Source organism: Tropicibacter sp. S64 (genome assembly GCF_049803835.1).
Lineage (GTDB): Bacteria > Pseudomonadota > Alphaproteobacteria > Rhodobacterales > Rhodobacteraceae > Pacificoceanicola.
The window spans coordinates 543,418-570,023 of the sequence record NZ_JBNAGK010000001.1; the positions used below are offsets into that span (position 1 = coordinate 543,418).

Genomic DNA, 26,606 nt, shown 5'->3' on the forward strand with positions numbered 1-26,606 from the left:
ATGGCGGGGGTTTACGGCTTTGGCCAGAGCGGATGCGGCACCGGGTCCTTGGCCCGCCAGAAATAGCGGCGAAAGATCTCGGCGTAGCTGCGATACCGGTAGCCCTCGTTGCGGCTCAGATACCGCGCACGGTTTTTCCGGTACAGCACCGGCAGGCGATACCATGGCACGGCGGCGTGCATGTGGTGGACGACGTGGAGGTTGTTGTTGAGGAAGATCAGCGCCAGCGGGCCGCGGTCTTCGATGATGACGGTGCGGCCGCGCGCCTGCTCATGCGCCTGATGTTCGAGGAAGGTGCGGATCTTCAGGATGGACAGGGCGGCGTAGCTGGCCGTCAGGAAGGCCCAGAGCGGCATGGGTGACAACACGGCCCAGAGCCAGAAGACCATGGCAACCGCAGGAATATGCAGGAGCCAGCCGAGCCAGACGCGGCGGTTCCCGTCTTTCAGGGCCTCCAGATCGCTGGCAAGGAAGGCCCAGGTGCCGATGGCTGGTCCGAGCACCATGCGCCCGGCGAGCGTGTTGTTCACCCGGGCCAGCCGCTTGCGCCAGTTTGGCAATGTCGCCCAGACTTTCGGGTCGAGGTAATTGCTTTCCGGATCGTCGTAGGGGTCGGTCAGGATCGAGTCCCGGTGGTGGGCGAGGTGGGTGTCCTTGAACCGCAGATAGGGCACGACCAGCGACAGGGCCGGGAAGACGAGCAAGGCGTTCCAGAAGCGGGAGCGGAACGGGTGGCCGTGCAGCATCTCGTGGGTCAGGGAGGAATGCAGCGCGGCGGCGAGCGTGACGCAGAGCATGCCGAGCGGGAGCCAGAGCGCGGCGGCATATGTGACCCCAAGGAGCCAAAGCGCATAGCAGAGCAAAAGAAGACCAAGGGTTGGCCATTCGAGGGTTCGCAATCTCTGGATGATCCGGGGTGAGATCCTGTCGCGCACGGGCAAGCTCCAGAATAGGAAGCGGTTCCCCCTCATGTAACGCTTTTGTGATGATCGCGGGAATTCCGCTTCTGATTAACAAAAGTCTCGGAATGTGATATTTCTCACAGGATGAGGAGTATCATCGACAAGCGAGACCGGGCGCGGTTGCTGCGCAGCCGCATGGCGCAGGCCATGACGCAGGCCGGTTTGAGCCAGACCGAACTGGCGCGGCGCATCCGTGTGGACCGGTCCACCATTTCGCAACTCCTGAAAGACGACGGCGCCCGGTTGCCGAACGCGCATCTGGTCGGCGCCTGCGCCGAGGCGCTGGATGTGTCCTGTGACTGGTTGCTCGGGTTGTCGGACCGACCGGAGAGCGCGGCGGTGCTGCTGGCCTCGCAGATGACGGTGTCGCAGGCACCGCGAGCCCTGATCGACGAGCAGATCTTCGACTGGCACCGCGAGGCTGAGGGCTACAAGATCCGGCATGTACCGGCGGGCCTGCCCGACATGCTGAAGACCCGCGCCGTGCTGGAATGGGAATACGGCCCGCACCTCGGGCGCACGACGGAACAGGCGATCAACGCCGCCAGCGACCGGATCGAGTGGATGCGGGTGTCGCGCTCGGATTACGAGATCGCTATGCCGCTGCATGAGCTGGACAGTTTCACGCGCGGGGAGGGGTACTATTCGGGGCTGAGCCGCGATGTCCGCAAAGCGCAGCTGGGCCACATGCTCGACCTTGCGGAGGGGCTTTACCCGCGCCTCAGGATGCACCTCTTCGATGCCCGCAGGCTCTATTCCGCGCCGATCACGCTGTTCGGGCCGCTGCTGGCGGTGATCTACATCGGGCAGAATTACCTCGCCTTTCGGGACACCGGGCGGATCGGTATGTTCACCGGGCATTTCGACCACCTCGTGAAGGAAGCGGGTGTGGGGTCGCGTGCGGTGCCGGAGCATATCGCGGCGCTGTCGCGGATGCTCTAGCGGCTCCCTGTCTCGCTGTCCCGGAAGCGCGAGAGCAGGCGGCCGACGGTGAACGAGGTGCGCGGCGCGTAGATATAGGGCGTGCGGTCCTCTGCCGTCGGACGGACGCGCATGCGGATGATGCCGAAGACGATCAGGCCGACATGGCCGACCGCAATCAGCGTGAACAGCGCGGGCGGGCCGAACGACTGGATCAGGGCCGAAGCGATCCAAGGCGCGGCGATGGCCCCCACAGCGTACCAGAACATCAATGCGGCGGAGAGTTCGACCCGCTCATGGGTCTCGGCGAAGTCGTGCGCGTGGGCGGCGGAGACCGAATAGATCGGGAAGGTGAACAGGCCGAAGACGGCGGCGGTCAGCATGATCCCGGCGGTGGGTAGACCCTGCACCGTGGCGGTCAGGGTGCAGCTGGCCACGGAGGCGACGGAGAGCCAGATCAGCACGGTGCGTCGGTCGAACTTGTCGGCAAGCCAGCCCACCGGCAGCTGCGAGACGGCCCCGCCCGCGACATAGGCCGCGAGGAAGACGGCGATCTGCGACGTGGCGAGGCCCACCTCCGTACCGTAGATCGGCCCGACCATGCGGAAGGACGCGCCGGAGAGCGCGGAAACGAGCACGCCTGCAACCGCCAGCGGGGAGCGATGCCAGGCAAGTCCGGGATTGAGCCGCGGCGCGGCGGGGACCTCCGGCTGGTCGAGCCGTGTCAGGGTCAGCGGCAGAAGCGACGCCGCGCAGAGCACGGCGAGCACCGTGTAAGAGGCGTAGTGCGCCGGTTCCAGAACGGAAATCATCAGCTGTGCGACAAGCGAGGCGCTGATGTCGGCGACCCGGTAAGCGCCCATCGCCCGCCCGCGCGTTTCGTTGGTGACCTTGGATTGAAGCCAGGCTTCGATCACCGTGTAACACCCCGCGATGCACATGCCCTGCCCGATGCGCAGGAGCGCCCAGGCGAAGGCGCTGTCGGTCAGGCTGTGGCCGAGGATGCCGATGATGCCGAGCGCCGTGAAGGCGGCGAAGCCTCGCGAATGGCCGACGGAGCCCATCAGGCGCGGCGCCCACCAGCACCCGAGGAAGAACCCGAGGAAATGCGCCGAGCCGAGGAGACCGATTTGTGTCGTGGTGAACCCCAGAACGAAACCCGAGAGCGCATCGAGCGGGCCAAGCCCTCCGGAGGAAAGCTGGAGCAGGATGACCGAGAGGAACAGGGCCGCGAAGGACAGGACGAGTCGCATGGGTTCCAGATTGCAGCCGGAGCCGCGGTTGTCACGGCCTTATGCGACGGGACGTGTCGTTTTGCCGGTGCCGGAATTGGTCCTGCGATTCAACCTTGGTTTACCAAGCTGTGGCAGGCTGCGCATATGGTCCAGTATCGACGCCTGCGCGTGCCCGGGGGCACGGTCTTCTTCACGGTCTGCCTTGCACGGGTCGGCGCCCGCCTGTTGGTGGATGAAATCGACACCCTGCGCTGGGCCGTGGGCCGGACGCTGGGCGAACGCCCGGTGGAGGTGCTGGCCTGGGTGGTCCTGCCCGACCGGATGCACGCGGTCTGGCGGATGCCGGAGGGGGACAGCGACTATTCCCGCCGCTGGGGCGCGATCAAGGGGCGGTTCAGCCTCGCCCTCGCGGGTGCGGGGCAAAGCCCCGCCCTACGGGAGCCGCGGACGGGGGACGCGGGCATCTGGCAGAAACGCTTCTGGGAGCATCATATCCGCGGGCCGGAGGACCTGCGCGTGCACCTCGAGTACTGCCGGAAAGCGCCGGTGGAGGCTCGTCTGGTGACATGGCCGGAGGACTGGCCGTACAGCAGTTTTCACAAGGAGGCCGGCGCCGTGCAGTCCCTGCCGGAACGGAGTATCCGCGCCTCCTGACGCAGTCGGATAGTGGCCCCTTTCAGAGCCTTTTGCAGTTTCGGCTCCCGTGGCATCAATATGACTGTTTCCATGCGCGCGGAGGATACCGAAACGCCGCTGCGGAACACCCCTCTTCGGTTTCTTCTTGGTCCAAATACCCCCGGCCAACCCATCCGCCGGGCACCGTCCCCGGTCCGCCGCGCTTCGGCCTGACCGGACGCCCCGCCATCACACCTGCGCAACATCCCGTAGGGCGGGGCTTTGCCCCGCACCCTCCGCTCGCAACCCACGGCCATCGCTCCACCACCCCTGCGGTGGCAGCATCCGTGCCCGCAGCCGCTCCAGCCGCCACAGGTCCCGCCCCGCCCGATGCGCCGGATCGAGGCTCCAGCGCGTCTCGATCCCCGCCGCCCCGCCGCTCCCCGGCGTCAGCAGCAACCCCAGCGGCTGGCAGAGGCCCACCGCAGCCCCCGTCTCGGCGGCGAGGTGCAGTCGTCGCACCGGGGTCATCGCGGGCGGCTCCGCAAGGTCCAGCACCACCAGCGGCACCGCCCCGCTGCGCAGCACCTCCTCCATGCACCACATCAGGTCGGCGGTGTTGCGGGGGCTGACAAACACCACCCGCCCCGGTTGCACCCAGCGCACCATGCCGTCCGGGTTCAGCCCGTTCGCCCCGCCCATGTCCACCGCCCGCCCGCGCTCCGGCGCGATCCAGAAGACATCGCCTGTCATCTGCCCTGCCAGCCACAGCGCCAGCGTCCGCCGGGCCCGCCCGCAGAGCTCGTGCACCCGCGCCATCGGCAGGCGCACCTCCTCCCAGAGCGTCAGCGCTTCGGGCGGACGATGTGGACGGCGGGAGAGGAGCGGGTCGGCGGGTCTCATGCGGCGCAGGATACATGTTCTCATTTTGTTCCGAAAGAGATTCGGCACATGCCCTTGGCATCCCCGGCGACGGGGCTAAGGTCGCGCACAACGCACGGACAGGAGAGATCGCATGAAGATGAACCCGCTCGGCCGCACCGGACTCACGGTGTCCGAACTCTGCCTCGGCACCATGACCTTCGGCCGCCAAACCCCGGAGGCGGAGGCGCACCGGCAGATGGACATGGCGCTCGATGCGGGCATCAATTTCATCGACTGCGCCGAGATGTACCCGGTCAACCCCATCGAGGCGGCGACGGTCGGCAACAGCGAACGCGTCCTCGGCAGCTGGTTCGAGAAAACCGGGCGGCGCGGCGACTACGTGCTCGCCACCAAGATCTCCGGCGCGGGCAACATGAAGATCCGCGACGGCGAGCCGATCTCCGGGGATGTGATCCCGAAGACCGTCGAAGCCTCGCTGAGGCGACTGAAAACCGATTACATCGACCTCTACCAGCTGCACTGGCCCAACCGGGGCAGCTACATGTTCCGGCAGAACTGGCGCTACGATCCGTCGGGGCAGGATCGCGCCGAGACCCTGCAGCACATGGCCGACGTGCTCGGCGCCATGCAGCGCGAGGTGGAGAAAGGCCGCGTCCGCGCCTTTGGCCTCTCGAACGAGAGCACCTGGGGCACGGCGATGTGGCTCAAGGTGTCGGAGGAGATGGGCGGGCCGCGCGTGGCCTCGGTGCAGAACGAATACTCACTGCTCTGCCGTCTGGCGGACACCGACCTCGCCGAACTGATGGTCAACGAGGATGTCGGCCTGCTGCCGTTCTCGCCGCTTGGCGCGGGGCTGCTGACCGGCAAGTACCAGAACGGCGCGGTGCCCGACGGCTCGCGGATGTCGGTCAACGGGGATCTCGGCGGGCGCAAGTCGGAGCGGGTGTTTCCCGCGGTGCAGGCCTATCTCGACATTGCCGCGCGGTTTGGTGTCGATCCGGTGCACATGGCGCTGGCCTGGTCGGCCCGGCGGCCTTTCGTGACCTCCTCGATCTTCGGGGCGACGCAGGTGGAGCAGCTGGAGCATTTGCTTGGCGCGGTTGACCTGAACCTTGGCGGCGACATGCTGGAAGCCATCGACATGGCACACAAGGCGCATCCGATGCCGTATTGACGAGGTTTCTGGCCCGAGGGGGCGTTATGAGCGTTGCAGTCCCGGACTTGATCCGGGACATCTACCCCCGCGCCAGATCGAATGCCTTTCGCATCACCGTCGGCAGGTCGCTTGGCGAGAACGCGTCTTTCTCGACGAACACGCCCCGCACCGGCTGGCGGTCCATTGGCACCAGCGCAGTCTTCACCATAAGCCGCAGGTGAAAATGCGTGAAGGTATGCCGCGCCTCGCCCGGCAGAGTCTTCCACTCGGCGCGGATCGGCGGGGACTCGACCGGCTCGCCCTCGATCCAGTCCGACCCGGGCCAGCCCAGCATGCCGCCCAGCAACCCGCTGTCCGGCCGCGTCTCCAGCAGCACCGCCCCGTCAATCCGCCGCGCGAGATAGGCGATGCCGAAGCGCACGGGCTTCACTTTCTTCGGCGCTTTCTTCGGCAGCACAGCCGCCGTCCCGGCCTCCCAGGCCGCGCAGGACCTACGCCACGGGCACAACCCGCAGGCCGGCCGTTTCGGGGTGCAGATCGTGGCACCGAGGTCCATCACCGCCTGCGCGTAATCCCCGGGCCGTGCCTCGGGCGTGAGCCCTGCCGCGTACTCCGTCAGCACTCCCTTCGCCCCGGGCAGCGGTGTGTGCTCGTCGTAAAGACGCGCCATCACCCGCTCGACGTTGCCGTCCACGACTACCTCCGCCCGGTCGAAGGCGATCGCCGCCACCGCTGCCGCCGTATAGCGCCCGACCCCGGGCAAGCCGATCAACGCCTCATGCGTGTCCGGAAACACACCGCCGAAGTCATCGCGCACCACCCGTGCGCATTTCAGCAGGTTCCGCGCCCGCGCGTAGTAGCCAAGCCCGGCCCAGGCGGCCATGACATCGGCATCTTCGGCATTTGCCAGATCGACCACCGTGGGCCAGCGCTGGGTGAACTTCTCGAAATACGCCTTCACCGCCGCCACGGTCGTCTGTTGCAGCATGATCTCCGACAGCCACACCCGATAGGGATCGGGTCGGACCCTCTCCCGCCGTGCGGCAGGTCCCACCCGCCAGGGCAAAACCCGGGCATGGCGGTCATACCAGTCCAGCAAATCCTCCGCGCGGGCGCTCTCACGCAAGTTTGATCTCCTTGAGAAAGGCCAAAACCGGGGCTGACGTCGCCTCCGCGCGGCACTAGAATAGGCCTCGGCCGGGAGAGTCAAACCATGACGAGACGCAACACATCCACCTACGGCTTTGCCCATACCGCGAAGCTTCTCGAAGGCAACATCCGCAAGGCCTCGGAATCGCGTGGCTTTGCGCAATCACGCGTGCTGACCCACTGGCCCGAGATTGCCGGAGAGGAGATCGCCCGGATCTCGCGTCCCGTGGAAATCTCCTATGCCCACAAGGGATTCGGCGCGACGCTGACGGTGCTTACCACCGGCGCCATGGCCCCGATGCTGGAGATGCAGAAGGAACAGCTGCGCGCCCGGATAAACGCGGTCTACGGCTACAACGCGGTCACGCGCGTGCGCATCACCCAGACCGCCGCGACGGGCTTTGCCGAGGGCCAGGCAGACTTTCACCATCGCCCGAAACCGACACACAAGTCCGTGCCCTCCCAGGAGCAGACCGCCCGCGCCCGCACCGTCACCACCGGGATCGGCGACGAGGGGCTGCGCGCGGCGCTTGAACGTCTGGGGGCAAACGTCATATCCAAGAGCGAACGCCGCTGAACGCGGTCACCCTGCCCGGTCAAACCATGAAAGAGGACCCCGCATGAACCGCATCATTGCACCCGCCGTCGCCGTCATCGCCCTTGGCGCAGGAGGCTACTGGTGGAGCACACAGTCCGGCAACGACGACATGATGGCCGCGCAGGCCGAGACCGCGACGGCGGCCGCCGCTGACGCGACAGAGACGGCCAGTGCCGAGGCGCCGAACGAATTCGGCATCCCGGACATGACCATGGGCAATCCGGACGCGACGGTGGAGATCATCGAATATGCCTCCTTCACCTGTCCGCATTGCGCCAACGCGGCGGCCAACCTGATCCCGCAGATCAAGAAGAACTATGTCGACACCGGCAAGGTGAAGTTCACCTACCGCGAAGTCTACTTCGACAAGTACGGCATGTGGGGCTCTCTCATCGCCCGCTGCGGCGACGGCTCCAAGTTCTTCGGCATCGCCGACCTGATCTACAAAGGCCAGCGCGAATGGGTCCGCGCCGGGAACGACGCCGCCATCGCCGACGAACTGCGCAAGATCGGTCGCCTCGCCGGGATCGGCAGCGAGCAGCTCGACGCCTGCCTGACCGACGGCGAGAAGCTCAAGAACCTCGTCGCCTGGTATCAGGCCAACGCGACCGCCGACGACGTGACCGCGACGCCGACCTTCATCATCAACGGCGAGAAGTACTCGAACATGAACTACGCGGACTTCTCGGCGATCCTCGACGAGAAACTCGGCGAATGACCGCAGGCAAGGCCGCCACGCGCGGGCCGCTGGAAGGTCTGAAAGTCATCGAACTGGCGCGTATCCTGGCCGGCCCCTGGGCCGGTCAGACGCTGTCGGACCTTGGTGCGGACGTGCTGAAGATCGAGGCGCCGCAGGGCGACGACACCCGCCACTGGGGCCCGCCGTTCATCGAGCGCGACGGCGACCGCTCGGCGGCCTATTTCCACTCCTGCAACCGGGGCAAGCGCTCCGAGGTGGTCGATCTCGCGTCCGAGGCAGGGCAGGCGCGGATGCGGTCGCTGGTCGCGGATGCCGACATCCTGATCGAGAACTTCAAGGTCGGCGGGCTGAAGAAATACGGGCTGGATTACGACAGCCTCGCAAGCTTGAACCCGCGTCTGATCTATTGCTCGATCACCGGCTTCGGGCAGGACGGACCCTACGCGCATCGCGCCGGGTATGATTACATCATCCAGGGGATGTCGGGCCTGATGTCGATCACCGGCGACCCCGACGGCCAACCGCAACGCGCGGGCGTCGCGGTCACCGACCTTTTCACCGGCCTCTACTCGGTCGCGGGCATCCTTGCCGCCGTGCATCAGCGTTCGGTGACGGGGCGGGGACAGCATGTCGACATGGCGCTGCTCGACTGCGCGGTTTCGGCCACCGCCAACCAGGCGATGAATTACCTTTCCACGGGCACCCCGCCGGGGCGGACCGGGAATTATCACCCGAACCTGACGCCCTATCAGGTCTTCGACTGCTCCGACGGGTTCATCATCATCGCCACGGGCAATGATGCACAATATCAACGGCTTTGCGGGCTTCTGGGTCTCGACGAGATGGCGACGGCGCCGGAGTTCCTGACCAATGCCGACCGGGTTCAGAACCGGGAGGTCATGATCGCGCGGCTGATGCAGGCGACGCGGGGCTGGACCAAGGCCGACCTGCTGGCGGGGTGCGAGTCGCGGGGCATCCCGGCGGGGCCGATCAACGATATGGCCGAGGTCTTCGCTGACCCGCAGGTGATCGCGCGGGGCATGCAGATTGCGCCGGATGGGGTGCCGGGGGTGCGGGCGCCGTTCCGGTTCTCCGATGCGGATCTGGTTCTGGACAGGGCGGCTCCGAAATTGCCGTGAGGGATTTCGCCCCGGCTGCGCCGGGTCGAGAGGCGGGGGGCTTCGCCCCCGGACCCCCCAGGTATTTGGGGACCAGAGAAGACCCGGGCAGGTCCCGGCCCCGGACGTGGGTTGCCAGGACCGGAAGCGCGTCGGGTTCAGGCCGTGACGTGATCCACGATCATCAGATGTTGCGCGAGGGTCTGGACCTCGTCGAGGTAGCGCTGCACCAGCTTGGGGTCGTCCGGGGCTGCACTGACACCCGGAGCGATCTCGCGGTTCATAACCGATTGAACCGCAAGAGAAACCGGGATCGACACCAGACGCGCCATGGCGGTGCCGCGTGCGTCGCCCCAGGCGTCCATGACATAGGTCTTGTGCCAGACCGTCGCGCCGTCCCGTTCGACCTGAAGATCGACGCAGAGCACCACGCGGTCCGGTTCGCCCTCGTCATAGGCGTTTTCTTTCAACAGGGTAGCGGCGATCTCCTGCAGGCGCTCGTTGCTTGCACCCGGGGCTTCGGCGAAAATGTCGGCCCAGGCCTCGGCCCAGCCGTTGAGGCGCAGGGTGCCGCGAACGAAGTCCTTGACCTTCCATGTCTTTTCGAAGTGATAATCGTCCATGAAGGGCAGGCTGTCGCGGTTCGGGTAAACCTCGAAGGTCTCGGGCACCGGCAGCGGCGCGTCATAACGGCCAAGCGCGTCCCACGGGCGGGAGACGTTCAGTTCCGAATAGTGCCGGATCGACCGGGACGGCGATTTCAGTGCCTTGAGAACGCCCACCGGCGCCCAGCTGAACTTGTAGCGGAAGGCGTTGGGGATCTTCGGGACGCCACCGCAGTAGCTCAGAAAACTCACCGTGTTGTCAGGGGCATAAGCCTTTGATGCCTTGTAATCGGCGACGAGGTGATGCGCCATGAGGTGATCGATCCCCGGATCGAGGCCGATTTCGTTGACCACCCGCACGCCGGCGGCCTTCGCCTTGCCATCCAGCGCCCGCATCTCGGGCGCGATGTAGCTGGAGGAGACGAAGTTCGCGCCTTTGTCGATGGCCATTTCAGCGAGAGCCACGTGCCAGTCACCGGGCAGCATGGAGACCACCACGTCGCCCGCCTTGACCTGCGCAGCGAGCGCTTCGGGTGAAAATTCATGAATGTTCTCCGTCAGATCACCAACGGCTTTCCGGGCCTTGGCGACCGTCCGGTTCCAGACGCAGACGTCCTCGCCCGCTTCGATCAGCCGCCGCAGGCCGGGAACCGTCGAGAGGCCTGTGCCACACCAATGTATCGTCATGCCTTCTCCTCCGGCTTGTGTTCGTCAAAGATCGCCTTCGCCCGTCCCCAGACGCCTGCGTCGATCGAGTCCAGCGTCGCCAGCCAGGGCAACATCTGTCCGGCGAAATCCAGCGAAGATTCCAGCGGGAGCAGCGAGGGCAGGTTGTCGATTGCCATCACGTCGAGCACCGGATTATCGGCCACGCGCACCACGGGCGTCTGCCAGTCGGTCTCATGGGTGTAGACCTTGACCGGGGAGAAATCGGACTGCGGGTCGCAGGCGATGTCCCCGATGACGCGAAGTTTGCGCGGCGCGGTGACGGCGTTCTCGGGCACGAAGACCGGGCAGCCGGGTCGCGCCAGGATGCAGTTGAAGAACAAGGCGTGTTCAAGGACTTCGGGGAAAGGGCCGCCATGGGCGGTTTCGGCCATGTCCCAGCCGGTCACCGGGATGTCCAGCGCGGCGCAGAGGTCGGAGGCGCCGGTGCCGACTCGTCCCAGAGCGCCGATCACCATAGCGTTTGCCGGTCCGCCGCCCGCCAGAGCGGCGCGCAGGTCGGTCAGCATGGCGTCCGAGTTGGCCCAGGTACTCACCGGCGGGCAGATGTCGCCCCGCGCCTGCGCCGCCCAGGCCAGCACCGAGACGGCGGCGCCGGCATAGCCCGCCCAGTAGCCGAAGGCCGCCACGCGCCGCCCGTCCGCGTCCAGCAGGTATTCGAGATCGTAAAGCGTGCCGCCACCTGCCGCGAACCGCTTCAGGAGCCGCGCCCCGGCGGATTGCCCCTTGTAGGCGTGGCCGAACATGATGTGACGGTGGGGCAGGGGGGTGCCGTCGTCGGGCAGTTCCTTCAGCCCGTAGATGATCGCATCATGCGGCGCGTCCGGCCAGGACCCTTCACGGGCCACCTCAGCGCCGGCGTCGACATAGCCGGACAACGGCACGGCCCGCGTGTCGCTTTCTTCGATGGTGACGCGAAAGCCCTTGTCGTTCAGGGCTTTCACCCCCTCGGGCGTGATCCCAACCCGCTCTTCGTTGGGGCGGCTTTCCGCGCGAATCCAAAGGTGTGTCATGCCGGCTCCTTGACCAATCCGGCGCAGGCTAACGCAGGCCCTCGCGGGGTTAAAGGTGGCTTCTGGCGTGCTGGCGCTCCGGCGTGTCGAGATGCGGGATGGCGTTGAACTGGGTCAGGGCAAGGCCGGTGGAGAGCGGCTGGATGCGGTGCAGCGAGCTGTTCTCGATGGCAAGGCAGGCGTGCGCCATGGCGGGCACGTCGAGCCGCATGACGATGCGCATGGCCATGCCGATCAGCCCGCCGGAGGTCACCACGAGGGCGCGCCCCTCACCCGCCGCGATCTCGGTCAGAACGGCGCGCACGCGGGTCTCGAAATCCGCGAAAGTTTCGCCGGGGTTGTCGATGCGGTTGCCCTGCCAATGCTCCAGCAGGACGGGCATGTGGGCGATGAACTGCTCCCGGTCCTGCGGCATGGGGATGCCGTGTTGCCGCTCCAGTGCCATAGCGAGGTAGAAATAGGTCATCTCGTTCAGCCGTTCGTCACGGATCGGCTTTTCCGCGCAGTCCGGCGCTATGCCCTCGGCAGTCTCGATGTGCCGCCGCAGGGTGCCGGTGTAGACCCGGGCAAAGCGCTCGCCGCTTTGCCGGAAATAGCCGCCAAGCCACTCGGATTGCTGCCATCCCAAGGGGCTGAGCTGGTCATAGCTTTCCTCCTCGCGGGCGCTGGAATTGGCCTGACCGTGGCGAACGAGGGTGACAAATGACATGGGGCGGCTCCTTTGCCCCGTTGCTTACGCGCAGGGGGCAGGGAGGGAAAGCCCCGGTCGCGCTCAGGCAACGTCGCGGTCCGCGTCGTCCTCCGTGCCGTCGAGCCCGTTGCGGCGGGGGCCGGGACGCGACGTGCTCTCGGGCACTTCCTTGTCGCCGCGTTCGATGTGCAGGGTGCGCGTGGGGAAGGGGATGTCGACCCCGGCGGCGTCGAGTGCCTCTTTGACGGCACGCTTCATGTCCGCCTGGTATTGGAAGAAATCGCCGGATTTCACCCACGCCCGGACAAGGAAATCGACCGAGCTGTCGCCAAGGTTGTTCACCTGCACGAAGGGCGCAGGGTCCGCCATGGTCCGCACATCCGCCTGCAGGGTCTCGCGGATCACACCCTCTGCTTGCGCGAGGTTGGCACCGTAGCCGACACCGAAAGTCCATTCGGCACGGCGGGTGTCATAGACCGAGTAATTCTCGATCACGTTACCCCAGACGCTGGAGTTCGGGATGATCACCTGCACGTTGCTCAGGCTGGCCAGTTCAGTGGTGTTCAGCGTGATGTCCTTCACCGTGCCCATCTCTCCCGCCACTTCGACGAAATCACCGATGCGGATGGGGCGGAAGATGATCAGCATGACGCCCGCGGCCACGTTGGACAGCGTGCCTTGCAAGGCCAGCCCGACGGCGAGGCCGGCGGCACCGAGCGCGGCGACGATGGAGGTGGTCTGGACCCCGAAAGTGTTGAGAACGAACAGTGCCGCGAAGATCAGGACGATATAACGCGCGGTGTTGCCGAGGAACTGGAACAGCGTGGCGTCCAGCCTGCGGTTCTTTTCACCCAGGGAGCGGATGCGGCGACGCACCCAGCCCGCGATGATGAACCCCAGCGTGATGATGACCAGCGCCGCGACGACGTTTCCGAGCATTTGAGCGAGGAATTCGAGCGTCAGCACGTCGGCGAGCGACTTGCCGTTGTAGATCTCGGTGTGCAGCAGCGATTGCAGTTGGTCCAACATGGCCTGTTCCCATAATTATTTCTAACTCTACGCATGGGCAGCGCTTTTGGTTCCCGCAAACATGGCTGTGATTGCTGCGTCGCCGCATAGGCTGGCAAATCCTCGGCAAAGCCGCTAAATGTATTGGAAATGGAATGGAGCAAGGCGTGAATATCGACCACGGCGGGCGCACCACGCGCGATGGCATCCGGATTTACCAGGACGCGGACTTTGCAGGGATGCACAAGGCCGGCGAGCTGGCTGCGCGGATTCTCGATGAGGTCTCGGCACATGTCTTCGTCGGCCAGAGCACCGGCGCAATCGACGATTTCATCCGGAACCGCGTGGAGGAGGCGGGCGCCGTTTCCGCCACCATCGGCTACAAGGGCTACCAGCACGCCAGCTGCATTTCCGTCAATCACGTCGTCTGTCACGGCATCCCGGGACCAAAGACGCTGAAGGATGGCGATATCCTCAACGTCGATGTGACGGTGATCGTGGACGGCTGGTATGGTGATACGTCCCGCATGTACGTCGCCGGCAAGCTGCCGCGCAAGGCGGAGCGGCTGATCGAGGTCACCCACGACAGCCTGATGCGCGGCATCGAGGCGGTCAAGCCGGGCAACACCTTCGGCGACATCGGCCATGCGATCCAGAGCTATGTCGAGGCCAATCGCATGTCGGTGGTGCGCGATTTCTGCGGCCACGGCCTCGGCCGCGTCTTCCACGCGCCGCCGAACGTGCTGCATTACGGCCGTCCCGGCACCGGGCCGGTGCTGGAAGAGGGCATGTTCTTCACCATCGAGCCGATGGTGAACCTCGGTCGTCCGGAAACCAAGGTGCTGGCCGACGACTGGACCGCCGTGACTCGCGACAAGTCGCTGTCGGCGCAGTTCGAGCATTCCGTGGGCGTGACCGCCGACGGGGTCGAGATCTTCACGCTCTCGCCCGCCGGCACCTTTCACCCGACCTACTGACCGGACGCCAGGGAGGCGCGCCGCCTCCCGGTTTCCAATTGCTTCAAATATCCCGGGGTCCGGGGCAGCGCCCCGAACTCTTTACGCTCACCATTGCCAGAGCGCTGGAACGAATTGGTAGGTATCTCCAGCCTTCCTCACATGCCCGACACCCGGGAAGGGGAAGTGATAGCCCAGCACCGCCATCCGGTCCGCCGCCGCCATATCGAGAAGGCGCATCCGGGTTGCCACCGTCGCGTCGCCGTCCATGTCGAAATTATTGTACCACCCCGGCTGGGCGAAGTTCATATAGGCGTGATTCATCGAATCCCCGAGCGCGATCAACTGCTGCCCGCCGCTCTCCACCACCACGGCGAGGTGCCCCGGTGTATGGCCCGGCGTGTCGATCACCCGGATGCCCGGCGCAACCTCCTGCTCGTGGGTCAAGAGGGTCCACTCCGCCCCGTCCACGCTGATCGAGTTGACCGCGCCGACAACGAATTGCTGCATCTCGGGCGGCATCGACGCGGCAAGCCCATCCTGCATCCAGAAGTCGTGTTCCACCTGTCCCAGGAAATACTGCGCATCCGGCAGGATCGCCTCGTCGAAATCGTCGCGGATTCCCCAGATGTGGTCCGGGTGTGCGTGGGTGATGATCACATGGGTGATCGACGCGGCGTCGATCCCCGCCTTGCCGAGGTTGCCCATCAGGTCCCCGGCGGTCGGCAGGAAGCGCGAGCCGGAGCCGACATCGACGAGCACCACTGCGTCGCCCAGTTCGATCACCACGTGGTTGGTGTGCGAGTAGTTCGTCTCGGTCGAGAGGAAATAGTCGCTCAGGAACGCCTTCACGGCCTCCGGATCGGCATTCACGCCAAGCCCGTTTGCCGGAACCTCCAGCCGCCCGTCGGACACGACGGTCAGCTTCGCCTCACCAAGGGTGAAGCTGAAATGCGACGGGTTGCCCGCCACCGGGGCGGTCAGTTCGGCGCGGGCGGCCACCGGCAGGGTCAGGGCAGGCGCCGCGGCGGCCATGCTGAGGATCTCGCGGCGGGTTGGTTTGAACAGGGTCATGGCTCCTCCCTCGGAATGCACATATTCGCATGTGAGAGTAGCATTGCCGTGGCAGGAATCCAGTCATGTTGTCATTCCGCACGACCCGTTGCGCCGCGGCAGGATGCGCCTGCCGGGTTCAGCCGTTCGACAGCAGGGTCACCACCGTGTCGCCGTACTTGCGCGATTCAAGCAGCGTGAAGCCGTCAGGAGCGGTTTGCGGGGCATTCTCCTCCCAGACGATGAGCGCGTCCGGAGCGATCCAACCCGCCCCTCGTGCCACGGCGAGGGCCTTCTCACCAAGCCCCTTGCCATAGGGAGGATCGAGAAAGACGAGGTCCGCGGGTGCCTCGGCCTGAGGCAGTCGCAAGGCATCGGTGCCAAGCAGCTTCACCCTGTCCGCACAGCCGAGCAGCGTCAGGTTCTCCCGGATCAGCCCCTGGCCGACGCGCCCCTTCTCGACGAAGGTCACGAACGCCGACCCGCGCGACAAGGCCTCCAGTCCCAGCGCGCCCGTCCCGGCGAACAGGTCGAGCACCCGGCTGCCGTCGAACGGTTGCCCGAACCGCCCGCCGTCCAGCATATTGAACAGCGCCTCGCGCACCCTGTCCGTGGTGGGACGCAGATGCGCCCCCGGATCGCCCTTGCCGACCGCTGCCAGCCTGCGCCCGCGGAACTCTCCGGCGATGATCCTCACGCTTTCAGAAGGGCCTTGAGATCGGTCTCCGGGTCGGCAACCGCCTCCGGTGACGGACTCTTGCCGCCCTCGATCAGGCGTTTGCCGACCATGTAGGCGCGGCTGTCGTTCATCGCGTCGAGCGCCAGCAGCCGGTCTCCGGCGAAGTACCAGTGCGACAGTGCTCCACTGCCGCCATTTCGCACCACGACACGGTCGTAGCCCGTGCTCAGCCCCGCGATCTGCAGCTTGATGTCGTACTGGTCGGACCAGAACCACGGCTTCGCCTCGTAGGACCGCCCGGCTCCCATGATGTTGTCCGCCACCAACTCCGCCATGTCGATCGCATTGCCCACCGATTCCAGCCGCATCTGCCCCGCCGCGCCCGGGAAGCTGGCGCAATCGCCCGCCGCCCAGATGTGCGGATCGGAGGTCTGGCCCTGGGCGTTGACCTTGATGCCGTTCTCGATGTCGAGACCCGCGCTCTCGGCAAGGCCGCTGGCGGGCAGGATGCCGACGCCAACGATCACGAAATCCACGTCGAGCATGGTGCCGTCCGCCAGTTCGGCGCCGGTCACGGCGGTCTCGCCGATGATCCGCGCCAGTCCCACACCCTCGCGCAGGTCCACGCCATGGCCCATGTGCAGGGCGCGGAAATAGGCCGAGGTCTCCGGCGAGGCAACCCGTTGAAGGATGCGGTCCGCTGCCTCCACCAGCGTGACCTCAAGGCCGAGTTTCGACGCCACCGCCGCCGCCTCCAGCCCGATGTAGCCGCCGCCGACGATCAGCACCTTCGCGCCTTCGGTGAAGCGCGGTGCCATGGCGTCGACGTCGGCAAGGGTCCGGACTTCGAAAACGCCGTCGAGAGCGCCGCCGATCGCCGCAGGCAGACGGCGCGGATGCGAGCCGGTGCAGAGCACAAGCTTGTCATAGGCAATGAGCTCATCGCCCGCGATCACGGTCTTGCCGCTGCGGTCGATGCCATCGACCCGCAGCCCGGTGCGCAGGGTGATGTCCTGCTCGGCATAGTAGCTCTCGGGACGCAGGTAGAGCCGTTCCAGCTCCATGTCGCCGAGCAGGTAGGCCTTGGACAGGGGCGGGCGCTGATAGGGCAGGGCCGGTTCCTCGCCGATGAGGGTCACGTCCCCCTCGTATCCCTTGGACCGCAGACGCGCGACCAGGGTGGCCGCCGCCTGTCCCGCTCCGACAACAACAACTCCGGCCATGATCTCTTTCTCCCGCTTTCCCTTTTCCGTGCGGAGCCTATAGTCCCGCGTCAGGGAAACGCAAATACAGGATGATCCAGAACATGACGATTCAAATCGGCGACACGCTGCCTTCGGCAACTTTGTCTCGTATGGGCGCCAACGGGCCGGAACAGGTGGAGCTTGGCTCGCTGCTCAAGGGCCGCAAGGTCGTGATCTTCGCCCTGCCGGGCGCGTTCACCGGCACCTGCACCACCGCCCATGTGCCGAGCTTCATGCGCACCCGGGACGGGTTCGCCGAAAAGGGTGTGGACGAGGTCATCTGCCTCTCCGTCAACGATCCTTTCGTGATGGGCGCGTGGAGCGAGTCGACTGGCGCGGGCAAGGCCGGCATCACGATGCTGGGAGATCCGGCGGCGGAATTCACCAAGGCCGTGGGCATGAACTTCACCGCCCCACCCGCAGGTCTGATCGACCGCTCGAAACGCTATGCGATGGTCGTCGACGACGGCAAGGTCACGGTGCTGCACGCCGAGGAAAACCCCGGTGTCTGCGAAACCTCAGGCGGCGAGGCGCTGCTCGCGGCGCTCTGAAACGTACAGGGGCCGGGTGGATCTCTCCCCGGCCCCTGTTTCTTCTTGGTCCAAATACCCGAAAAGCGGGGCGCAGCCCCGCCCTACAGGCCGTCGAGCTTGCGGGCCAGCTTGGCGTCCAGCGCCGACAGCCCGCCCACATCATGCGTGGAGAGCGTGACCTCCACCGTCTTGTACACGTTGGACCACTCCGGGTGGTGGTTCCATTTCTCCGCCCAGAGCGCCGCCCGCGTCATCCAGGCGAAGGCCTCGGTGAAGTCTTCGAACTCATAGGTCTTGCGGATCGCGTCGCGACCCTCGACCATGTCCCAGCCGTTGGCCAGCAAGGGCTCCAGCACCGTCTTTCTCGCGGTCTCCGACAGTTTCTCGGTCATTGTTGCTCCTCCTGCGCCGTTTTCCGAAACGGGCCGTAGGCCGTAAGGATCTCGATGTCCTCGTCCACGGCAGCCCGCTCCTCGATCAGATAGCGCGCCACCGCGTCGGAGAACCCCTTGTCGGAAATCCAGTGCAGCGAGTGCGTGGGTTTCGGCAGGTATCCGCGCGCCAGCTTGTGCTCGCCCTGCGCGCCCGCTTCGACCCGCAAGAGACCCAGCGCGATGGCATAGTCGATGGCCTGATAATAGCACGCCTCGAAGTGCAGGCAGGGATGATCCTCGATACAGCCCCAGTACCGGCCATAGAGCACCTCCCGCCCGATGAAGTTCAGCGCCCCGGCCACCGGCACCCCCTCGCGCTCGCACATCACCAGCGCGATGTCGTCCCGTAGCGTCTCCTGCGCGATGTCGAAGAACCGCCGCGTCAGGTAGGGCGTGCCCCATTTCCGCGAGCCGGTGTCCTGGTAGAACCGCCAGAAGGCGTCCCAATGTTCGGGCCGGATATCGTCGCCGGTCAGAGTCCGGATTGTGCCGCCGAAATCCTGCGCGGTGCGGCGCTCCTTGCGGATGGTCTTGCGCTTGCGGGAACTCAGCGAGGCGAGGAAATCGTCGAAACTGCCATACCCGTGGTTCTCCCAATGGAACTGCTGCGTCATGCGCCGCAGCAGGCCCATCTGCTCACCCGCCAGCGCTTCGGCCTCCGTGCAGAAGGTGACATGCAGCGAGGAGACGTCGTTCTGCGTGGCGAATTCGATCGCGCCTTGAGTCAGAGCCGCCAGCCCGACGGCATCCTCGCCCGGTTTCGTCAGGAACCTTCGCCCTGTCGCCGGGGTGAACGGCACGGCAATCTGCAGTTTCGGGTAGTAGCGCCCACCCGCGCGCTCCCAGGCATGCGCCCAGTTGTGATCGAAGATATACTCGCCCTGGCTGTGCCCCTTGGCATAGAGCGGTGTCACGCCGATCAGCACACCGTCCTTCTCGGCGGTCAGGTAACGCGGCTCCCAGCCGGTTCCTGGCCCGACCGAGCCGCTGTCCTCCAGCGCCTTCAGGAACCGATGGGTCGTGAACGGATCGAAGGGGCGCCCGCCGTCCGCGGTTTCCGGGCAGGCGCAGCTGTCCCACTCCTCCGCCGGGATCGCGGCAAGCGACGTCAACACGTTGACGGAAATCAGCGGGGCCTGGCTCTGGTCGTTCATCGCCTCATTATCTGGCCCCGTCTGCGGCGCAATCAAGCGGCGTAGCCCTCGAAAGTCACATTGTCCGCGACGATCCGCGCTGCTGCCTCATCCTGCGGCGACCGGATGGTCCAGCACAGGATCGGCACGCCGCGTGCCTTCAGCGCGGTAACCGCAGGTGCGCCGAGGTCCGTATGCTGGTGCGAGATGAAATCGGCGTTGGCGCGATCGAAGTCCGGGATCCCGGAAAGGTGTTCGCAGGTCGCCCGCGGCAGGGTCGGCCACTCTTTCGGGTCGAAGGCGCAGGTGGTCAGACCACGCGGCAGGGCCGGGGCCTGTTCGGCCAGACGGACCACCGAATGCGGGTTGAAGGACATCAGCGCCACCGGGCCGTCGTAGCCCTCCAGCGCACGGACCGTGGCCTCTTCCAATTCGCCGATGCCCGCGCCGAGCGCGCCGTCCTGATCCTTCACCTCGATCAGCAGCGGGACGCGGCCCGCGACCAACGCAAGGACGTCCGCCAGCGCGGGAATCCCCTCGTCACCATGCAGGAGCGGGATCGCGCCGAGCTCTGCCCGGGTCTTGTCCCGCACCATTCCGCTTGTCCCGGTCAGGCGGCGCAGGGCCTCGTCGTGAAAAACCATGGCCTGCCCGTCGCTGGACAATTGCAGGTCCAGTTCGATGCCATAGCCCGCCGCAATTGCGGCCGTGAAGGCCGCGCGGGAGTTCTCCGGGCGACCGGCGGCCTTGTCGTGATAGCCGCGGTGGGCGATGGGACGTGTCAGGAAAGCGTCGGGAAGGGTCGGCATCAGGCGATCTCGAAAATGCCTTCGATCTCGACCGCAACCCCGAGCGGCAATGCTGCCGCAGAGACAGCGGATCTGGCGTGACGCCCGGCGTCGCCGAGAATGGCCACCATGGTGTCCGAGGCGCCGTTGATCACCTTGGGCTGGTCCTTGAAATCGGCGGTCGAGTTGACGAAGCCGGTCAGTTTCACCACCCGCTTGAGCTTGCCCAGATCGCCGCCGCAGGCCGCCCGCACTTGGGCCAGCAGGCTGAGCGCACAACTCTGCGCCGCAGCCGCGCCGGCCTCGACATCCATGGTCTCGCCCAGTTTCCCGCAGACCAGTTCGCCGTTCTTCATGCTGATCTGGCCGGACACGTAGAGTGTCGATCCGGTCAGCACATAGGGGACGTAATTCGCCGCCGGGGCGGGGGCGTCGGGCAGGGTCAGCCCAAGCTCACTCAGGCGGGCTTCGATGTCGGCACTCATGGCAAATCCTCCGGTTTCAAGGCGTCCCGGGACTTCCTTCACCCCCAAGTGCGCTGCCAAGAGACCGCTATCGCGGGACTTTTGTGCTGTCGGGGGCGTCAGGTCATGCGCGAAACGCCGCGCTGCGACGCTAGAGCGCCGGGCGCGGATTGGAAACACCTTCCGGGCGGGTTCGGTCAGAAATTTCGGTTCGGGATCGTGAGGGCAGAGGCGTGGTCAGCTTTCGCGGAAGGCCTTGGCGAAGTAGTCGGTGAACGGCTTCACGAGATAGGCCAGCGGTGTGCGGTCGGCGGTGCGGATGAAGGCCTCCACGGGCATGCCGGGGATCAGCACGGCGCCGCTTGGCAGCCGTTCCATTTCGCCGTCGTTCAGCCGGATTTCCGCGCGGTAGAAGCTGACTCGCGAGGCCTCGTCCTGAAAGGCATCCGCCGAGATCTGCACCACGCGACCGAACAGTTCCGGCGTCGTGCGCTGGTCCAGCGAAGCAAAACGCAGCGCCACGTCCTGATCGACGAACAGCTGGTCGATGTGGATCGGCTCGACACGGGCGGAAATCACCAGCGGGCGGTCCTGCGGAACGAGGAACATCACCGGATCGGCGGGGCGGATGACCGAGCGCGGGGTAAAGACAGTCAGGCCATAGACCACGCCGCTGACCGGGGCGGTGATTTCCATCCGGCTCAGTTGTTCGATCAGCGCCCGGCGCTGCTCCGCCAGTTCGCGCTCGTTCGATTGCAGGTCGCGCAGAGTGGTGATGGCCTCCTCGCGCCGGGCGGTCTGCAGGCCGAGGATCTCGATATCGATCTCGGTCATGCGCCCCTCGGCCTGCGCCTTCTGGGCGGTCAACTCGCCCGCCGTGCCGAGCAGCCGCGATTCCTCGCGTTGCAGGGCGAGCACCCGGCTGGCTTGCGTCAGGCCGCCTTCGAGCAGCTTCTTCTGCGCCGCCAGTTCCTCGTCGATCAGCGCCAGCTGCTCCTCCAGCGCCTTTTGCTGAGCCTCGATCCCGCGCACCTGGTCGGCGATCTGGTCGCTCCGCTTGTTCAGCTGCTCGGTTTCCCGGGCAATGGAATCGGCGCGGGCGAAGAACAGGTTGCGCTGACCCGTGACGAGTTCGGCGACCTCCTCATCCGAGTCGGCCCGCGTCAGCAGCGCCGGATCGAAGTCGATGGTCGTCTTGCCGTCGCGCTCCGCCTGCAGGCGTCCGCGACGGGCCATCAATTCGTAGTATTGCCCTTCGACGATGGTGAGTTCGGAGCGCCGCAACGTCGGATCGAGCCGCAGGAGCACCTGCCCGGCGGTGACCGTGTCGCCCTCGTCAACGAGGATTTCCGAGACCACGCCGCCATCCGGGTGCTGCACCACCTGCCGGTTCTGATCGACCTGGATCTGCCCCGGCGCGACGATTGCACCGTTTATCGTCGTCGTGGCAGCCCATGTGCCGAAGCCACCGACGAGGACGACGATGGCCAGAAGCCCGAGCACCATCGGGCCACGCAGGGAAAACGGAACCGGCTCGCTCATCGTACCCCTCCCAGTCCGCTGCTCTGGCGAATCTGCTGATGGTTCTGCACCACCTTCTTGAGCACTTCGTCCCGCGGGCCGAAGGCGACGGCGTTGCCGTTCTCCAGCATCAGCAGAAGGTCACATTCCTTGATGGCGGCGGGGCGGTGGGCCATGATGATCACGGACTTCCCTTCGCTCTTGAAGCCACGGATGGCGCGGTTGATCGCCTCCGATCCCTCGTTGTCGAGGTTGGAGTTCGGCTCGTCCAGCACCAGCAGCACCGGGTTGCCATACATCGCCCTGGCCAGCCCGATGCGCTGCATCTGCCCGCCGGAAAGGCGCCCGCCCGTGGCCGTGACGCGGGTGTCGTAGCCGTCGGGCAGTTTCAGAATCATCTCGTGCGCATCCGCCTTGCGGGCGGCCTCCACGACTTTTTCGGCGTCGGGCGCCTGCGAAAGGCGGGCGATATTCTCGGCAATGGTGCCGTCGAACAGCGTCACGCGCTGCGGCAGGTAGCCGACGTGCAGGCCGAGCGCTTCCGGTCCGTACTGGTCCAGCGTTGCGCCGTCGAGGCGCACCTTGCCGCCAGCCGGTCGCCAGACGCCGGTGATGGCGCGGGCCAGCGTCGACTTGCCCGAACCGGACGGGCCGATGACGCCGAGCGCCTTGCCCTGTGGCAGGAGGAAGTTGACCATGCGCAGCGCCGCCTGCGCCTCGCCCGGCGGGACGATGGTGAGAGACTGCGCTTCGAGCTTTGCCGCGGGGCGGGGCAGGGCGGTGCGCGGGGCCTCGGGCGGCACCTCTCCGAGCAGTTGTGCGAGGTTCTTCCAGCCCTTGCGCGCCCCCTGCACCAGAGGCCACTGGCCGATGGCGAGTTCGATCGGCGCCAGGGCGCGGCCCATCAGGATGGAAGAGGCGATCATGGCGCCGGGCGTCAGCTCGCCGCGCAGCACGAGCCAGGCGCCCAGCCCTAGGATCGCCGATTGCAGAAGCAGCCGGAAGGTCCGGGTGATGGTACTGAAGGTGCCGGTCAGGTCGGCCGTGCCGATCTGCGCCTGCAAAGACGCCTTGCGGGCCGCTGTCCAGCGGGCGAAGGCATCCGGCCGCATGCCGAGCGCCGTCACCATCTCCGCCTCGGAACGGATCTGTTCGGCGGTGCGGTCGGCGCGGACGCTGGCAAGGTTGGTCTTGAGCGTCGGGGCCTTGGTGATCACCTGGTTCAGGAGCGTTACGAGGATCAGCACCGCGCCGCCGGCGAGCGCCAGCCAGCCCAGCCAGGGGTGAAACACCAGGATCGCGGCGATGAACACCGGCGACCACGGCATGTCGAAGAAGCTCATCGCGACCGGCGAGGCGAGGAACCGCTGCACGGTTTCCAGATCGCGCACGCCGCTTTGCGCGATGGCGTCGTTCTGGACCGCCGAGCGGCGCAGCACCGCGTCGAAGACACGCAGGTCCAGAGCCGCCTGGAACCGGGCCGCGACCCGCGCCATCACCCGGCCGCGAACATAATCCAGAAGGCCCATCATCGCGTAGAGAAACACCACCAGCACCGAGAGCGCCACCAGCGTCGCCTCTGAACGCGAGCCCAGTACGCGGTCGTAGACCTGCAGCATGTAGAGCGGGCCGGTCAGCATCAGGATATTGACGAACAAGCTGAAAAGCGCCGCGAACCAGTAGTAGGGCCGGCTCTTCCGCCGGGCCGCGCGCAGCTCTTCGAGCCCCTGTCTGTAACTGTCCGTCTGCATCAGCGGAAGTCCGCCTCCGTTGTGTCAGAGTCCCCGTTTGCGGTGGCATGCCGCGTGGATTTGGGGTCCTGTCTCCATTGTGTCACAAGATCATTGAAACGAGTTCTCACTGTTGGGTGCCTCGCGAAATGATTTTATGTACGCTTTTAGGAAACCTTGGGGGGTTTCCCAAGAGAATTGAAGAGAGCTGCCGAAGATGCGTCATGCCCGTGTGATTTTTACTGGCCTCCTGTTGGTGACATTGGCCGCCTGTTCCGTGCCGGGCCCGGGCGGTGCACCGGACGGGATCAACGATCCGCACGAGGCGACCAATCGGAAGATCCACGCCTTCAACCGCAAGACCGACAAACGCTCGATCAACGGAGCCGGCGCGATCTATGCGAATGGCGTGCCGAAGGGCATCCAGCGCAACATCTCGAACTTTGCCGACACCTACGCCACGCCCGGTTATGTCGTGAACCAGGTGCTGCAGGGCCGCCCGGGCCGGGCAACCACGAACACCGTCCGGTTCCTGATCAACGCAACGCTGGGATTCGGCGGTCTCGCGGACGTCGCCGCGGATCTGGGGATCGAGGAAGACGATACCGATTTCGGCGAGACGCTGCATGTCTGGGGTGTGCCGGAAGGGGCCTACCAGGAGCTGCCGATCCTCGGGCCGTCCACCGAGCGGGATACTGCCGGGCGCGTCGTCGACCTCTTCACCAATCCGCTCGGCTATGTCATCCCGTCGCCGGAAAAATACGCCGGCACCATCGCGACCTATCTCGACAAGCTCGGCAAGCGGGCTAACTACTCGGACACTTATGACTCGATTGTCCACGAAAGCGCGGATTCCTATGCGCAGCTGCGGCTTATCTACCTGCAGAACCGCCGGTATGAACTCGGCGGCACCGAGGGTGCGGACAGCAGTTTCGTGGACCCGGAATCCATCGACACGGAGGGTTTCTGAATGAAACCGATGCTGCTCAGCCGTCGTGGCTTTGCATTTGGATCGCTGGCGGCCCTTGCGTCCACCACGGCTTTTCCCGCACTTGCAGCGACGGCAGCGCAGGCCGAAGCGCTGGTCGGCAAGCTCGTCAAGGACATCAACACGGTCATCGCTTCGGGCAAGTCCGAGAGCGGGATGATCGCGGACTTCGAACGTATCTTCAAGAAATACGCCGACCTGCCGACCATCGCCGCCACGGCGCTCGGCGCGGACGGGCGGCGGGCGACATCGGCGCAGAAGAAGGCGTTCACCGATGCCTTTACCGGCTACATCTCGCGCAAGTACGGACGCCGGTTCCGCGAGTTCATCGGGGGTGAAATCCGGGTGACCGGATCGAAGTCCGTGAAGAACGCCTTCGAGGTTCAGGGCATCATGACCCTGCGCAACGAAGCGCCGTTCGACGTGAGCTTCTTTGTCGGACAGAGCAGCGGAAAATTCTACAACCTCTATCTGGAGGGCGTGAACATGCTGCTGACCGAGCGGACCGAGATCGGCGCGATGCTGGACAAGCGGCGCGGCGACATCGACGCGATGATCGCGGATCTGCGCAAGGCCGGGTGATCGCCGCGCCGGGAAAGCAAAAGCCCCCGCGCCGATGGCAGGGGGCTTTTTCGTGATTTGCGGGACGCTCAGGCGCCTTCGAACATCAGGTGCACCTTGACCGCCTTTGCCCGGTCGCCTGCGGTCTCGAACGCCGCCTTGGCGTCCTCCAGCGCGAATTGCCCCGTCACCATCGGCTTGACGCTCAGCCCGCCGGTGCGGATCAGCCGCACCGCCTCGTTGAACTCGAAATGGCGGAAGCGCTGCGTGCCCTGCCAGGTCAGCTCCTTGCCGACGATGGAACTCAGCGGCACGGAGGCCTGCCCGCCGGTGCCGACCTGCACGATGCGGCCCTGTGGCCGGATCGCCGCCATGGCGCCGACGATCGCAGGGGTCGCGCCGGAGCATTCGAAGACCACGTCGAAATGGCCCTTGCCCGCGCTGAAACGCTCCATCCTCGCTGCGTCCCGGCCCATGTTGATCACCTCCGTCGCGCCCATGGCCTCGGCGACTCCAAGCGGTACGTCCTGAAGATCGGTCGTAACGATCTCCGCTGCGCCAGCCTGGGCCGCAACCGCCGTGCACAGGGCTCCGATCGGACCCGCGCCCGTGACCAGAACCCGCTTGCCCAACAGGTCACCCGCCATGTGCCGCGCGTGCAGGCAGACCGCCAGTGGCTCCGCGCAGGCGGCGGCGCTCATGTCGGCGTCACCCACCGGCACACATTGGTCCGCCTCCACCACGATCCGGTCGCGGAACAATCCTTCGTAATGTGGAACGCGCATCGCGGAGCCGCGGAAGCGCATGTCGAGGCAATGGGTGGTCATGCCCTTTACGCAGTACTCACACGCCATGCAGGGCCGAGACGGGTTGATCGCGACACGAGTGCCGACGGTCAGCCCCTCGACGCCCTCTCCCAAGGCAACAACGGTTCCCGCCGCCTCATGCCCGAGGATCATCGACCCGTTGATCCGGTACGGCCCGAAGCCGAAATCGTGATAGTAATGCAGGTCGGAGCCGCAAATGCCCCCGGCCCCGACCGCTACCATCACCTCGCCCGCTCCGGGGGCCTCGATGGGCATGGTCTCGACCCGGATGTCGTGAACGTCTCTGATGCGGCAAACGCGCGTGTCCATTGTC

General features: G+C 65.9%; 28 protein-coding genes. 10 read left to right on the top strand and 18 right to left on the bottom strand.

What is annotated here, in order from left to right; genetic code table 11:
- Positions 1-11 precede the first annotated feature (11 nt).
- A complete protein-coding gene (locus ACP159_RS02525) occupies positions 12-935 on the bottom strand; it encodes a fatty acid desaturase (RefSeq protein WP_425098045.1) in 924 nt (307 codons plus the stop codon).
- Positions 936-1,046: 111 nt separating this feature from the next.
- Between ACP159_RS02525 and ACP159_RS02530 the strand changes: the two genes are divergently transcribed.
- Positions 1,047-1,904, top strand: coding sequence for a helix-turn-helix domain-containing protein (locus ACP159_RS02530; protein WP_425098046.1), 858 nt, complete (start codon positions 1,047-1,049; stop codon positions 1,902-1,904).
- On the opposite strand, the gene ACP159_RS02535 is transcribed toward ACP159_RS02530, so the two are convergent.
- On the bottom strand, positions 1,901-3,136 hold the full coding sequence (locus tag ACP159_RS02535) for an MFS transporter (protein WP_425098047.1): 1,236 nt from the start codon (positions 3,134-3,136) through the stop codon (positions 1,901-1,903). The genes ACP159_RS02530 and ACP159_RS02535 overlap by 4 nt on opposite strands.
- A 126-nt stretch (positions 3,137-3,262) precedes the next feature.
- On the opposite strand from ACP159_RS02535, the gene ACP159_RS02540 reads away from it, so the two are divergent.
- Positions 3,263-3,772: an REP-associated tyrosine transposase gene (locus tag ACP159_RS02540; RefSeq protein ID WP_425098048.1), complete on the top strand. Its 510-nt coding sequence runs from the start codon at positions 3,263-3,265 to the stop codon at positions 3,770-3,772.
- 210 nt (positions 3,773-3,982) lie between these two features.
- Here the strand turns inward: ACP159_RS02540 and ACP159_RS02545 are convergent, their stop codons facing one another.
- Positions 3,983-4,636, bottom strand: a complete 654-nt coding sequence (locus ACP159_RS02545) for an ImuA family protein (protein ID WP_425098049.1) — start codon at positions 4,634-4,636, stop codon at positions 3,983-3,985.
- Between the two features lie 112 nt (positions 4,637-4,748).
- Here ACP159_RS02545 and ACP159_RS02550 point away from each other — a divergent pair, with 112 nt between their 5' ends.
- Entirely contained in the window at positions 4,749-5,792 is a 1,044-nt protein-coding gene (locus ACP159_RS02550; protein ID WP_425098050.1) for an aldo/keto reductase, read from the top strand.
- A gap of 61 nt (positions 5,793-5,853) precedes the next feature.
- Here the strand turns inward: ACP159_RS02550 and mutY are convergent, their stop codons facing one another.
- Positions 5,854-6,900 carry an A/G-specific adenine glycosylase gene (gene mutY / locus ACP159_RS02555; RefSeq protein WP_425098051.1) on the bottom strand — a complete coding sequence of 349 codons (1,047 nt, stop codon included), beginning with the start codon at positions 6,898-6,900 and terminating at the stop codon, positions 5,854-5,856.
- Positions 6,901-6,987: 87 nt separating this feature from the next.
- Between mutY and ACP159_RS02560 the strand changes: the two genes are divergently transcribed.
- Genes ACP159_RS02560 through ACP159_RS02570 form a run of 3 tightly spaced genes read left to right on the top strand, consistent with a single transcriptional unit; the run spans position 6,988 to position 9,360 of the window.
- Positions 6,988-7,500: a DUF721 domain-containing protein gene (locus ACP159_RS02560; protein WP_425098052.1), complete on the top strand. Its 513-nt coding sequence runs from the start codon at positions 6,988-6,990 to the stop codon at positions 7,498-7,500.
- 43 nt (positions 7,501-7,543) lie between these two features.
- Positions 7,544-8,239: a DsbA family protein gene (locus tag ACP159_RS02565; RefSeq protein ID WP_425098053.1), complete on the top strand. Its 696-nt coding sequence runs from the start codon at positions 7,544-7,546 to the stop codon at positions 8,237-8,239.
- Entirely contained in the window at positions 8,236-9,360 is a 1,125-nt protein-coding gene (locus tag ACP159_RS02570) for a CaiB/BaiF CoA transferase family protein (RefSeq protein WP_425098054.1), read from the top strand. The genes ACP159_RS02565 and ACP159_RS02570 overlap by 4 nt, the downstream gene beginning before the upstream one ends.
- 137 nt (positions 9,361-9,497) lie before the next feature.
- On the opposite strand, the gene ACP159_RS02575 is transcribed toward ACP159_RS02570, so the two are convergent.
- The 4 genes from ACP159_RS02575 to ACP159_RS02590 form a co-directional block, all read right to left on the bottom strand.
- Complete coding sequence (locus ACP159_RS02575) at positions 9,498-10,631, bottom strand: saccharopine dehydrogenase family protein (protein ID WP_425098055.1); 1,134 nt, start codon at positions 10,629-10,631, stop codon at positions 9,498-9,500.
- On the bottom strand, positions 10,628-11,683 hold the full coding sequence (locus ACP159_RS02580; protein WP_425098056.1) for a saccharopine dehydrogenase: 1,056 nt from the start codon (positions 11,681-11,683) through the stop codon (positions 10,628-10,630). The genes ACP159_RS02575 and ACP159_RS02580 overlap by 4 nt, the downstream gene beginning before the upstream one ends.
- 49 nt (positions 11,684-11,732) lie before the next feature.
- Complete coding sequence (locus ACP159_RS02585) at positions 11,733-12,392, bottom strand: histidine phosphatase family protein (protein ID WP_425098057.1); 660 nt, start codon at positions 12,390-12,392, stop codon at positions 11,733-11,735.
- Between the two features lie 63 nt (positions 12,393-12,455).
- Positions 12,456-13,403, bottom strand: a complete 948-nt coding sequence (locus ACP159_RS02590; protein ID WP_425098058.1) for a mechanosensitive ion channel family protein — start codon at positions 13,401-13,403, stop codon at positions 12,456-12,458.
- A gap of 146 nt (positions 13,404-13,549) precedes the next feature.
- Here ACP159_RS02590 and map point away from each other — a divergent pair, with 146 nt between their 5' ends.
- Positions 13,550-14,359 carry a type I methionyl aminopeptidase gene (map, locus tag ACP159_RS02595; protein ID WP_425098059.1) on the top strand — a complete coding sequence of 270 codons (810 nt, stop codon included), beginning with the start codon at positions 13,550-13,552 and terminating at the stop codon, positions 14,357-14,359.
- Between the two features lie 87 nt (positions 14,360-14,446).
- Here the strand turns inward: map and ACP159_RS02600 are convergent, their stop codons facing one another.
- The 3 genes from ACP159_RS02600 to ACP159_RS02610 form a co-directional block, all read right to left on the bottom strand.
- Positions 14,447-15,412 (bottom strand): MBL fold metallo-hydrolase, encoded by a 966-nt coding sequence (locus ACP159_RS02600; protein WP_425098060.1) that lies wholly within the window; start codon positions 15,410-15,412, stop codon positions 14,447-14,449.
- A gap of 118 nt (positions 15,413-15,530) precedes the next feature.
- Positions 15,531-16,088 (bottom strand): 16S rRNA (guanine(966)-N(2))-methyltransferase RsmD, encoded by a 558-nt coding sequence (rsmD, locus tag ACP159_RS02605; protein WP_425098061.1) that lies wholly within the window; start codon positions 16,086-16,088, stop codon positions 15,531-15,533.
- Positions 16,085-17,293, bottom strand: a complete 1,209-nt coding sequence (locus ACP159_RS02610) for an NAD(P)/FAD-dependent oxidoreductase (protein WP_425098062.1) — start codon at positions 17,291-17,293, stop codon at positions 16,085-16,087. The genes rsmD and ACP159_RS02610 overlap by 4 nt, the downstream gene beginning before the upstream one ends.
- A gap of 83 nt (positions 17,294-17,376) precedes the next feature.
- On the opposite strand from ACP159_RS02610, the gene ACP159_RS02615 reads away from it, so the two are divergent.
- A complete protein-coding gene (locus ACP159_RS02615) occupies positions 17,377-17,865 on the top strand; it encodes a peroxiredoxin (RefSeq protein ID WP_425098063.1) in 489 nt (162 codons plus the stop codon).
- An 83-nt stretch (positions 17,866-17,948) separates the two neighbouring features.
- Here the strand turns inward: ACP159_RS02615 and ACP159_RS02620 are convergent, their stop codons facing one another.
- The 6 genes from ACP159_RS02620 to ACP159_RS02645 form a co-directional block, all read right to left on the bottom strand.
- Complete coding sequence (locus ACP159_RS02620; protein WP_425098064.1) at positions 17,949-18,239, bottom strand: 4a-hydroxytetrahydrobiopterin dehydratase; 291 nt, start codon at positions 18,237-18,239, stop codon at positions 17,949-17,951.
- Positions 18,236-19,435 carry a GNAT family N-acetyltransferase gene (locus ACP159_RS02625; protein ID WP_425098065.1) on the bottom strand — a complete coding sequence of 400 codons (1,200 nt, stop codon included), beginning with the start codon at positions 19,433-19,435 and terminating at the stop codon, positions 18,236-18,238. Before ACP159_RS02625 ends, ACP159_RS02620 begins: the two co-directional genes overlap by 4 nt.
- A gap of 32 nt (positions 19,436-19,467) precedes the next feature.
- On the bottom strand, positions 19,468-20,223 hold the full coding sequence (locus ACP159_RS02630; protein WP_425098066.1) for a glycerophosphodiester phosphodiesterase family protein: 756 nt from the start codon (positions 20,221-20,223) through the stop codon (positions 19,468-19,470).
- Positions 20,223-20,687 (bottom strand): RidA family protein, encoded by a 465-nt coding sequence (locus tag ACP159_RS02635; RefSeq protein WP_425098067.1) that lies wholly within the window; start codon positions 20,685-20,687, stop codon positions 20,223-20,225. Before ACP159_RS02635 ends, ACP159_RS02630 begins: the two co-directional genes overlap by 1 nt.
- A gap of 216 nt (positions 20,688-20,903) precedes the next feature.
- Positions 20,904-22,208, bottom strand: coding sequence for an HlyD family type I secretion periplasmic adaptor subunit (locus tag ACP159_RS02640; RefSeq protein WP_425098068.1), 1,305 nt, complete (start codon positions 22,206-22,208; stop codon positions 20,904-20,906).
- Positions 22,205-23,938, bottom strand: a complete 1,734-nt coding sequence (locus ACP159_RS02645) for a type I secretion system permease/ATPase (RefSeq protein ID WP_425098069.1) — start codon at positions 23,936-23,938, stop codon at positions 22,205-22,207. The genes ACP159_RS02640 and ACP159_RS02645 overlap by 4 nt, the downstream gene beginning before the upstream one ends.
- Positions 23,939-24,134: 196 nt before the next feature.
- Between ACP159_RS02645 and ACP159_RS02650 the strand changes: the two genes are divergently transcribed.
- Both ACP159_RS02650 and ACP159_RS02655 read left to right on the top strand, forming a co-directional pair.
- Complete coding sequence (locus ACP159_RS02650; RefSeq protein ID WP_425098070.1) at positions 24,135-24,887, top strand: MlaA family lipoprotein; 753 nt, start codon at positions 24,135-24,137, stop codon at positions 24,885-24,887.
- Positions 24,888-25,487 carry an MlaC/ttg2D family ABC transporter substrate-binding protein gene (locus ACP159_RS02655; RefSeq protein ID WP_425098071.1) on the top strand — a complete coding sequence of 200 codons (600 nt, stop codon included), beginning with the start codon at positions 24,888-24,890 and terminating at the stop codon, positions 25,485-25,487. It abuts the gene before it with no gap.
- 68 nt (positions 25,488-25,555) lie between these two features.
- Here ACP159_RS02655 and ACP159_RS02660 read toward each other — a convergent pair whose 3' ends face one another.
- The gene (locus ACP159_RS02660) at positions 25,556-26,602 is read right to left on the bottom strand and encodes an L-idonate 5-dehydrogenase (RefSeq protein ID WP_425098072.1); all 1,047 of its coding nucleotides are present in this window, start codon (positions 26,600-26,602) and stop codon (positions 25,556-25,558) included.
- Between the last annotated feature and the right edge of the window lie 4 nt (positions 26,603-26,606).

Excerpts from the sequence above, each read along its gene's own strand:
- ACP159_RS02645 (WP_425098069.1), bottom strand. The coding sequence starts at position 23,938 with ATGCAGACGGACAGTTACAGACAGGGGCTCGAAGAGCTGCGCGCGGCC.
- ACP159_RS02660 (WP_425098072.1), bottom strand. The coding sequence starts at position 26,602 with ATGGACACGCGCGTTTGCCGCATCAGAGACGTTCACGACATCCGGGTC.
- ACP159_RS02575 (WP_425098055.1), bottom strand. The coding sequence starts at position 10,631 with ATGACGATACATTGGTGTGGCACAGGCCTCTCGACGGTTCCCGGCCTG.
- ACP159_RS02530 (WP_425098046.1), top strand. The coding sequence starts at position 1,047 with ATGAGGAGTATCATCGACAAGCGAGACCGGGCGCGGTTGCTGCGCAGC.
- ACP159_RS02535 (WP_425098047.1), bottom strand. The coding sequence starts at position 3,136 with ATGCGACTCGTCCTGTCCTTCGCGGCCCTGTTCCTCTCGGTCATCCTG.
- ACP159_RS02630 (WP_425098066.1), bottom strand. The coding sequence starts at position 20,223 with ATGCCGACCCTTCCCGACGCTTTCCTGACACGTCCCATCGCCCACCGC.
- ACP159_RS02580 (WP_425098056.1), bottom strand. The coding sequence starts at position 11,683 with ATGACACACCTTTGGATTCGCGCGGAAAGCCGCCCCAACGAAGAGCGG.
- ACP159_RS02560 (WP_425098052.1), top strand. The coding sequence starts at position 6,988 with ATGACGAGACGCAACACATCCACCTACGGCTTTGCCCATACCGCGAAG.
- ACP159_RS02655 (WP_425098071.1), top strand. The coding sequence starts at position 24,888 with ATGAAACCGATGCTGCTCAGCCGTCGTGGCTTTGCATTTGGATCGCTG.
- ACP159_RS02545 (WP_425098049.1), bottom strand. The coding sequence starts at position 4,636 with ATGAGACCCGCCGACCCGCTCCTCTCCCGCCGTCCACATCGTCCGCCC.
- ACP159_RS02585 (WP_425098057.1), bottom strand. The coding sequence starts at position 12,392 with ATGTCATTTGTCACCCTCGTTCGCCACGGTCAGGCCAATTCCAGCGCC.
- ACP159_RS02610 (WP_425098062.1), bottom strand. The coding sequence starts at position 17,293 with ATGGCCGGAGTTGTTGTTGTCGGAGCGGGACAGGCGGCGGCCACCCTG.
- ACP159_RS02540 (WP_425098048.1), top strand. The coding sequence starts at position 3,263 with ATGGTCCAGTATCGACGCCTGCGCGTGCCCGGGGGCACGGTCTTCTTC.
- ACP159_RS02650 (WP_425098070.1), top strand. The coding sequence starts at position 24,135 with ATGCGTCATGCCCGTGTGATTTTTACTGGCCTCCTGTTGGTGACATTG.
- ACP159_RS02565 (WP_425098053.1), top strand. The coding sequence starts at position 7,544 with ATGAACCGCATCATTGCACCCGCCGTCGCCGTCATCGCCCTTGGCGCA.
- ACP159_RS02640 (WP_425098068.1), bottom strand. The coding sequence starts at position 22,208 with ATGAGCGAGCCGGTTCCGTTTTCCCTGCGTGGCCCGATGGTGCTCGGG.
- ACP159_RS02600 (WP_425098060.1), bottom strand. The coding sequence starts at position 15,412 with ATGACCCTGTTCAAACCAACCCGCCGCGAGATCCTCAGCATGGCCGCC.
- ACP159_RS02635 (WP_425098067.1), bottom strand. The coding sequence starts at position 20,687 with ATGAGTGCCGACATCGAAGCCCGCCTGAGTGAGCTTGGGCTGACCCTG.
- ACP159_RS02620 (WP_425098064.1), bottom strand. The coding sequence starts at position 18,239 with ATGACCGAGAAACTGTCGGAGACCGCGAGAAAGACGGTGCTGGAGCCC.
- ACP159_RS02550 (WP_425098050.1), top strand. The coding sequence starts at position 4,749 with ATGAAGATGAACCCGCTCGGCCGCACCGGACTCACGGTGTCCGAACTC.
- ACP159_RS02570 (WP_425098054.1), top strand. The coding sequence starts at position 8,236 with ATGACCGCAGGCAAGGCCGCCACGCGCGGGCCGCTGGAAGGTCTGAAA.
- ACP159_RS02625 (WP_425098065.1), bottom strand. The coding sequence starts at position 19,435 with ATGAACGACCAGAGCCAGGCCCCGCTGATTTCCGTCAACGTGTTGACG.
- ACP159_RS02590 (WP_425098058.1), bottom strand. The coding sequence starts at position 13,403 with ATGTTGGACCAACTGCAATCGCTGCTGCACACCGAGATCTACAACGGC.
- ACP159_RS02615 (WP_425098063.1), top strand. The coding sequence starts at position 17,377 with ATGACGATTCAAATCGGCGACACGCTGCCTTCGGCAACTTTGTCTCGT.